This is a genomic window from Nostoc sp. DedSLP03 (assembly GCF_034530815.1).
Taxonomy (GTDB): domain Bacteria; phylum Cyanobacteriota; class Cyanobacteriia; order Cyanobacteriales; family Nostocaceae; genus Nostoc.
Map to the genome: position 1 here is coordinate 103,312 of NZ_JAVRCK010000017.1, position 7,950 is coordinate 111,261.

6 protein-coding genes and 1 pseudogene are annotated in these 7,950 nt (G+C 41.2%); 1 reads left to right on the forward strand and 6 read right to left on the reverse strand.

From position 1 onward, the window contains the following. Positions 1-14: 14 nt before the first annotated feature. From RM368_RS10995 to RM368_RS11015, 5 genes and pseudogenes are all read right to left on the reverse strand, one after another. Positions 15-1,688 (reverse strand): efflux RND transporter periplasmic adaptor subunit, encoded by a 1,674-nt coding sequence (locus RM368_RS10995; RefSeq protein WP_322694106.1) that lies wholly within the window; start codon positions 1,686-1,688, stop codon positions 15-17. A gap of 713 nt (positions 1,689-2,401) precedes the next feature. Then, a pseudogene (locus RM368_RS11000) lies at positions 2,402-2,527 on the reverse strand (ArsR family transcriptional regulator); the annotation flags it as partial. Positions 2,528-2,700: 173 nt separating this feature from the next. Continuing rightward, complete coding sequence (locus RM368_RS11005; protein WP_322694107.1) at positions 2,701-3,321, reverse strand: FMN-dependent NADH-azoreductase; 621 nt, start codon at positions 3,319-3,321, stop codon at positions 2,701-2,703. 538 nt (positions 3,322-3,859) lie between these two features. Continuing rightward, positions 3,860-4,231, reverse strand: coding sequence for a four-helix bundle copper-binding protein (locus RM368_RS11010; protein WP_094351003.1), 372 nt, complete (start codon positions 4,229-4,231; stop codon positions 3,860-3,862). 489 nt (positions 4,232-4,720) lie between these two features. Next, positions 4,721-5,899, reverse strand: a complete 1,179-nt coding sequence (locus RM368_RS11015; RefSeq protein ID WP_322694108.1) for a pyridoxal phosphate-dependent aminotransferase — start codon at positions 5,897-5,899, stop codon at positions 4,721-4,723. Positions 5,900-6,203: 304 nt separating this feature from the next. On the opposite strand from RM368_RS11015, the gene RM368_RS11020 reads away from it, so the two are divergent. Beyond that, on the forward strand, positions 6,204-6,803 hold the full coding sequence (locus RM368_RS11020; RefSeq protein ID WP_322694109.1) for an MBL fold metallo-hydrolase: 600 nt from the start codon (positions 6,204-6,206) through the stop codon (positions 6,801-6,803). 512 nt (positions 6,804-7,315) lie between these two features. Here the strand turns inward: RM368_RS11020 and msrB are convergent. Next, positions 7,316-7,810: a peptide-methionine (R)-S-oxide reductase MsrB gene (gene msrB / locus RM368_RS11025; protein ID WP_322694112.1), complete on the reverse strand. Its 495-nt coding sequence runs from the start codon at positions 7,808-7,810 to the stop codon at positions 7,316-7,318. Positions 7,811-7,950 lie beyond the last annotated feature (140 nt).

The following is a 7,950-nucleotide window of genomic DNA, read 5'->3' on the forward strand; positions in this document are numbered from 1 at the left end:
GTTTTCATGAAGTGTTAATGACTGTCTGAATGATGAGATTTTTCATGTTCTTCAGTAGAAATAGAAGCGGTTGGTTGTTTGTGGTTGTCGATATAAAGCTCGGTTTCATAATTGAACCCGTCACTTACTTGTAGTATACGGGAACGGATACGACGGCTAGACCAGAAACTACCAGCGACAAAAGCCAAAGTTGCGATCGCCACTCCTCCCCCTGCACCTAGCAACCATAAAGGTAGAGAGAAGCTGTTAGTTTGAGCATCAATTTCTTCTGAGTGCGAATCACCTTCTTCGTGATTTTCTTCTTTACTACCACCCTTCAACGATTGTGCATAAAGTTGTGGTGCACGTTGAGTAACTACTGAATCTCCCTCAAATAAACCACTTTTAATTTCAATTAAATTTCCAGAGGTTTGTCCTAACTCAACTTCAACCGATTGGAAAGCATTACCGTTTCGCACATAGACCAATTTTTTATTATTTGCATCCACTACAGCAGAATTGGGAATTGCCAAAGTAGCTGTAGATGTCTGGTCTGTTACAACTTCAAGTTCGGCAAACATTCCGGGTTTGAGCTGTCCTCTGGCATTATTGATTTCGGCTTGTACTGGTACTACTCGTGTTTCTCCTGCCACTACTGAGCCAATCCGTGTAATTCTTCCTGTAAAGGTTTGATTAGGTACGCTAGCAACCTTCATCCTTAAGGGTTGACCTGTTCTTACCTTGCCTAAATCTTTTTCATAAATATTCGCTGTGGCAAACACCCGACTATCATCTACAATCGTCATTAACTTGCCACCTGCGTCCTCAAACGATTGGCCGATAGTAACTTCCCTGTCAACAACCTTGCCGGAAATCGGAGCTGTTACTGTAATTAGCCCTTTAGCATTAGCGCTGTTTCCTAGTTGTTGCAGCCGCGTTTCATAAATAGCACTACTGCGATTAATATTAGACTTTGCGAGGCTAACTGCTGCTTGAGCGCGCTTTAGCTGATTTTCAGCAGCAATCACATCCCGGCGGCTGTTGGCTGCGGTTAGTTTGGCTTTGGCTTCTGCTAGCTGGGTTTGAGATTCTAGGGCGTTGCGACGTGCCAAAGCACCTTCATTGGCTAACACTCGATCTTTCTCGTACTTTTCTTGAGCAAATGCGACTTGGCTTTGGGCTTGGGCGATTTCAGCGTCAGCTATTTGTTGATAGCGATCGCGGTTTTGTTGTGCTAACCTCAAGTCAGCTTCAGCCTGCTGTAAATCAGCCTGTGCTTGTGCCAGTTTTTCCTGAGAATTGACTCGCAATTCCACTAAATCAGGACTAGTTACAATGGCGACAGGTTGACCTTTCTTGACTATTGTGCCTGGTTCTACCAACAATTCAACTACTTTTACTCCTTGAATTGGGGTGGTGACTTCTACTTGCTGGCTAGGCAAAGTTTCAATCTGTCCAGTAGTTTTAATACCAATCGCTAATCGTTGGCGTTGTACTGGTTCTATCTTCACTCCTAATAGTTTTGCGGTTTCTGCATCGACTTCCACAGAACCCGTCGATTCGCCTCCTGCTTGAAACGAACTGCTGCCACTGTGATCGTGACCACCACCAGCTAAAACAGTAGTAGGAGTACTTAGTAGTAACATTAACATTGTCAATGAAACATAATGCAGTGGAGTAGAAGATTGAAACAAATTAGAGATTCCCATCGCTTGTTGTGTCCTAAGTTAGTGAGAAAGCAGAATCGCCTTTGGATGTTGGCATTTAATGTGCAAATTTGGACTACTGCTTTCTTTAGCTAGTTACATTGCTTTTGTGAGTAGTTTAAGGAGTTTGAATAGTACTCCTTTTTTAGTGTTTCATATCGATATGAAATTTGGGTGAAATTTTTAGTGGCGATCGCTATTAAAAAAACTATAGCCATCCAAATTAAAAACTGAGAAAATACGTAAATATAAAATAATTATCTATAGGTATTTCAAAGGTTTTTTTCTGATAAATTAAATAAAATTACTATATGAGATTTAAACTATATTTATGTTTTAAAAGTTACAGATTTTCAATAAGTATAAAGTACACATAATATAGAGGTTTTTGGATTTATGTAGATGTTTTCACAACATAACCAGAAATATCTATTTATAGGAATCCGGTTTGATTTCTGAAATTACTTGCGTAGGGAGAGAATAGGGAAGAGGAAAGAAGACTTTTTGAGGTATGCTAAGTTTTTCAAAAATCAAATAGGAGTCCTATATATTTTTTCAGTACTATTAGCTAGCGCACATTGGAATTGATTACTCTAATCATTGGGGCAGTGGGTTTTGCCTTACGCCAACAGAAAGCTAAAAAATGTTGATTTTCTAAGTCTGCGATTTGTTATAACAGCCAAGAGTTACTGAATGCAATCTACTCAGTTTGTAATTTAATCCTTCACCTCTTTCAAATGCTCTGAAACCTCCTGATAAAGGCTGATGACATGGCGATCGGCTAGACTATAATAGACGTTACGTCCTTCTCTTCGATATTTCACTAAGCGTTGCGATCGCAACTCTGGGAGCAATCGCCATTCACCAGCTTCCTGAAGCAGTTGCCGTGATGTTGTTTTTTCGGGTTGGGGAGTTGTTTCAGGAATACTCAGTGGGGCGATCGTTTATGTCATAAACTACTTGGCGACAGCTATATCTTGCCCGTCCGCTTCATCGACTTGTTAACTGGCTGGCGCTACCAACTATTAACTAATTCTTGAATTTCAGATTGTGCTTTGTCTAACGCCCGTTTCCGTGCCTCGTCTCCCATATCTAGACCATTGGCATGAATGAACTCAATATCAGTCACACCCATGAATTGAAAAGCATACCGAAGCGCAGGTTCCTGACAATCCCATCCTTCATAAGGAGAACCTGCTCCATATTCAACGCCTCGTGATGTGATGAACAACACTTTTTTACCGTTCGCAAGTCCTTTGACTTGACCATCCTCTTCCGTGAATGTGCGACCCACACGAATCACTTGATCGATGTATCCTTTGAAGTTGGACGGAATGCTGAAGTTGTACATCGGCACGCTGAACACACACCGATCAGCCGCCAAAAACTCATCCACCAACTCATCGGAAAACTTTAGCAGTTGAGCCATTTCTGGAGTCAGTGCTTCTGGTGGAGTAAAACAAGCCACAATCCAATCTTCGGTGACGTGGGGAACTGGCGTTTGCCTTAAATCACGATAGGTAATCAGATCATCGGGATGTTGGTCTTGCCACGCAGCGATAAACTCCTTGGCTAATTTGCGAGATTTGGAGCGATCGCCACGCGGACTTGAATCAATATGCAGAATCTTTTCCATAGTCCCTCAACCAGAAATTTCATTTGGCAACTAGAACACCGATTCACTAACTACAAGAAAGAACTTATGAACATAGTGGCACATCCATAGCGGGAAATAAACCAATAACCGTGGGACAGGGATATAGCACAATTGCCTATTTCAACAAATTCCAAGGTGGCAAGATTGCACTAAATAAAACTACTTTAGTGCATAAACGCTTCTCCTGTCGGAGACGCTACGCGGACGTCTTGTCGCAGACATCGCTCTAATTCTGAAACTATTTTAAGTAATATTAAATATTTTTAAAGTATTGGTTTAGACTTGCATCAACCGATAATTTTATAAGTACTTAGGGAACTCCAAAAAATAAATTATCCAATTTGTCTACTGAACTAGACTTCTTTCTTCCTTGTCTCCCTTGTCCCCCTTGTCTTCCTTGTCCCTCTGCTATGGAATATTTTTTTTACTTGGAAGTCCCTTACTTCAAGCGCCCAGACCCAAAGAGTCTGAGCGCTTGAATATTAGGTTGCAGAGAAACTTCTGCTAGTTAGGGAAATTAAGCAGGCATCATGTGCATACTTCTGCAAGACTCTGCACACTTACGGCAAGCGGCAGCACATTCCATCATTTTCGCATCATCGCTCATCATCTCACACGCCATTGCAGTGCGATCGCACATTTCCGCGCAAAGCATACAAGTGCGTTCCATAAATTCAGAACCACTCATCATCATATTCATACACATCATGCACATTTCAGAGCAATCACGCATCATACTCATCATGCTCATCATGTTCTTGTCCATGTGCTGACCACCTTTGCTCATGCAATGAGTCATGGTTTCCATGCACATTTTATGACAGTCCATACAAACATCCATGCAAGTCTGCATTTCTGGAGTCATGGTTTCAGTCATCATCATCATCATCGGAAGTACCTCCTGATTTTTTGATGCATAAAATAGTGTCCCCGAAGGACTATTTATCACATTAGTCTTATCCTTTTAAAGAGTCAATGGGGTTTTTAAGAGATAAATTTTAAGCCTACTATCCCGATATAATTACCGGAAATCTGAACTAATTCTACACTAGTTTGGTGTTGTTTTGTTGGAAACTGTTATATATTAAAGCTTAGAAACGCTCGTTTCAGAGTGGGGTTTCATGTGCCAAGTCAACTTTACTTGGGGATCACAAGTTAGAGTTACATTTAACTCGAAAATAATGTTATTGTTTTTAACAAATGAATGCCTAAACTAAGCATTTGCAAATTTATATTAACTTGTATTTGATTAATTTATATTAACTTGAAGATATAGGTATTAAAAAATTCGTAATTCATAATAGAATTTCAACTGCACTTAAAATAAAATTTCCTCGAAAAAAGTAATTTTCACAACTTACATAAGATATGATGTAAGTTATAGATTTGATTGCAATTTCAGTAAGCGATCGCTCGCTGCTTGTAATGTCTCAGGTCTTTTGCTAAAGCAAAATCTAATCAATGAATGTCCTTTTTCTGGTTGACTAAAAAAACTGGAACCAGGAACTACAGCAACGCCAATATCTTTAATCAGATGGTAAGTGAATTCAACATCTGTTTTATAGCCAAATTTAGAAATATCTGCAAGAACGTAATAGGCTCCTTGAGGAACGAAATAGGGAATGCCAACTCGATCTAGAATTTGTAAAATGCTGTCTCGCTTCTGGTGATAAAGTTTGGCTAATTCTTCATAATAGGATGGTGGCAGTTGCATGGCGGCAACTCCGGCTCGTTGCAAAGGTGCAGGTGCGCCAACGGTGAGAAAATCATGGACTTTGCGAATTGCCCCTGTCAATTCCGGGTTTGCCAGAATGTAGCCGACTCGCCATCCGGTGATGCTATAAGTTTTGGACAAACCGTTAATAGTAACGGTGCGTTCTGCCATTCCAGGAAGAGTCGCTAGGGCAATATGTTGAGTGCCGTCATAGAGAATATGTTCATATATTTCGTCTGTGAACGCTAACACATCCCATTTTTGACAAAGTTCTGCAATTAAGGTGAGTTCTTCACGGCTAAAGACTTTACCTGTGGGATTATGGGGTGTGTTGATAATAATCGCTTTGGTATTGGCATTGAAAGCTTGATGCAACTGTGCTTCATCAAATGTCCAATAAGGAGGATGCAGTGTGACGTAGCGGGGTATAGCACCAGCTAAAATCGCATCGGGGCCGTAGTTTTCGTAATATGGCTCAAATACAATTACTTCGTCACCGGGATCGACTGTTGCCAGCATCACAGATGCCATTGCTTCTGTAGAACCGCAGGTAACGGTGATTTGGGTTTCTGGATTGATATCTAAGCCGAGATACCAACGAACTTTGTTAGCGATCGCATGACGAAATGGGCGATCGCCCCAAGTAATGGCATACTGATTAACATCTGCCTCTATCGCCTGATATGCTGCCTGTTTCAACTCCAAAGGACAAGGAAAATCAGGGAATCCCTGCGCCAGATTTACTGCATCATGTTGCAGTGCCACCCTGGTCATTTCTCGAATCACAGACTCTGTAAACTGTTCTGCCTTCGCTGATATTTTTTGGCGCTTAATCTCACTCACCCCTATACCTCCGTCGATCGTTATTGCCGAAATCCTGTGAATTTCTGTAACCCAGACTAAATCCATAAGATTGATAGATTTATCGTAGTATACTCAAATTTCCGATCCAGAGGAAGAAGTAGGGGGCAGGGGAGAAATCAATTCAAAATTCAAAATTCAAAATTCAAACATTGTAGAACTTCTGCCTCCTACCTCCTCTTCCCCATGCCCCATGCCCAATGCCCCATGCCCAATGCCCTTATTATCTATATACTTAATTATTGAGATTAATAGTCAATTATTGAAGTATCGATCCAGAATCATCATGAAATCTTTGCACCGTCCCGATCTGTATAGCTGGTCTAATTTCAATCCGGCAAGAAATATTGATTTCAATGGGATTGCCTGGATTCGCCCAGATGGCAACATCTTGATTGACCCAGTAGCCCTATCAAACCATGATTGGAATCATCTAAAATCCCTCGGTGGTGTGGTTTGGATTGTGCTCACGAATTCTGAGCATGTCAGGGCAAGTAAAGAAATTGCCGATCAAACTTATGCTAAGATTGCTGGCCCGATCGCAGAAAAAGACACTTTTCCTATACCTTGCGATCGCTGGCTATCTGATGGTGAAGAATTTGTCCCAGGACTGGAAGTAATTGAACTCAATGGTTCTAAAACTCCCGGTGAGTTGGCTCTGTTACTAGAAGAGACAACTTTAATTACAGGGGATTTAGTACGGGCACGCAAAGCAGGTAGCTTGACAATTTTACCAGATGACAAGCTGCTGAATCGAGAGGAGGCTGTTGCTTCTATTCGCAGGTTGGCTCAACTGAGTCGGGTAGAAGCAGTGTTGGTGGGGGATGGTTGGCCCGTCTTTCGGGATGGACGCGATCGCTTAAAGGAGCTTGTAGCGACGCTGTAAATAATTAGGGTAGCACAGCTAACTATGCTACCCTACAGGCGATTGTAGTTCAAATAGATCGAAAAGGCTGTCAGACGAAAATCAAACAACACCGTATCATGGTAGTTAGTAGAGCATTTCTGTCTGATACTTTCTTTTTTGCCATAAAAGAATACAAGGTAATTATCCTGATTTCCTAACGGCAGAATGCGAAAGCTTTTACTGATTCGCCTAGTTGGAGAACGCTGATGTCAAAGGAAAGAAAAAGTAATAAAGAAGCTAAAAAACCTAAAAAAGATCCTAAAGACAAAAAGGAGAAAAAAGACCCAGGCAAATAGGAAGATTTAGGTAAATAGTTCTAGCGAAGACCAAGAGTTGCATTTCCTTAAATTGATAAATTGACAATACTTCGTCCAGTAGCACTGAATAAGAAAAGTATTGTCAAAAATTTATTCACCCTTGGTCAAGCTCCAAAATCTGATGATTTAGGTTGTGTGTGCGATGTCACGACGGGTTACGCCTACCCAACTTAATCAAGCAGGCTCAAATTTTAGCGAAACACCGTTCATGCAGTAGCGCTTGCCAGTGGGTGCAGGCCCATCATCAAAAACATGACCCAGATGACCGCCACAGCGACTACAATGCACTTCAGTTCTAGTCATAAACAACGACTTGTCTACAGTTGTGGCGATCGCACCTTCAATTGGATTAAAGAAGCTAGGCCAGCCAGTACCACTGTTAAATTTGGTATCAGATGTAAATAGTGGCTGTTCACACGCAGCACAATAATAAGTACCCTTGTCGTATTCCTTATCCAATGGACTGGTATAAGGGCGTTCAGTCCCATGTTTACGCAATACATTAAACTGTTCTGGCGTTAAAATCGTGCGCCATTCTGACTCTGGTTTGGTGACTTCAAATCCACTTTGAGAAGTTGTCATTGCTTGTGACCCCCAATTGATATACCTTGATAACAATGCTGTGCCGACTATGACTGCACTAGCCTGTAAAAAATAGCGTTTGTCCATATATCTATTATTTTCTATTTTCCGGTTCACTGGCCAATCAATTCCAGTACGGGATTCCCTACATCAATGACTATAATCAGCGATCGCTCTGAGAGGTGATTCGTAAACAAAAGCTTAAGATGCCATTCGCTTGACCATCA

Excerpts from the sequence above, each read along its gene's own strand:
- RM368_RS10995 (WP_322694106.1), bottom strand. The coding sequence starts at position 1,688 with ATGGGAATCTCTAATTTGTTTCAATCTTCTACTCCACTGCATTATGTT.
- RM368_RS11005 (WP_322694107.1), bottom strand. The coding sequence starts at position 3,321 with ATGGAAAAGATTCTGCATATTGATTCAAGTCCGCGTGGCGATCGCTCC.
- RM368_RS11010 (WP_094351003.1), bottom strand. The coding sequence starts at position 4,231 with ATGATGATGATGATGACTGAAACCATGACTCCAGAAATGCAGACTTGC.
- RM368_RS11020 (WP_322694109.1), top strand. The coding sequence starts at position 6,204 with ATGAAATCTTTGCACCGTCCCGATCTGTATAGCTGGTCTAATTTCAAT.
- msrB (WP_322694112.1), bottom strand. The coding sequence starts at position 7,810 with ATGGACAAACGCTATTTTTTACAGGCTAGTGCAGTCATAGTCGGCACA.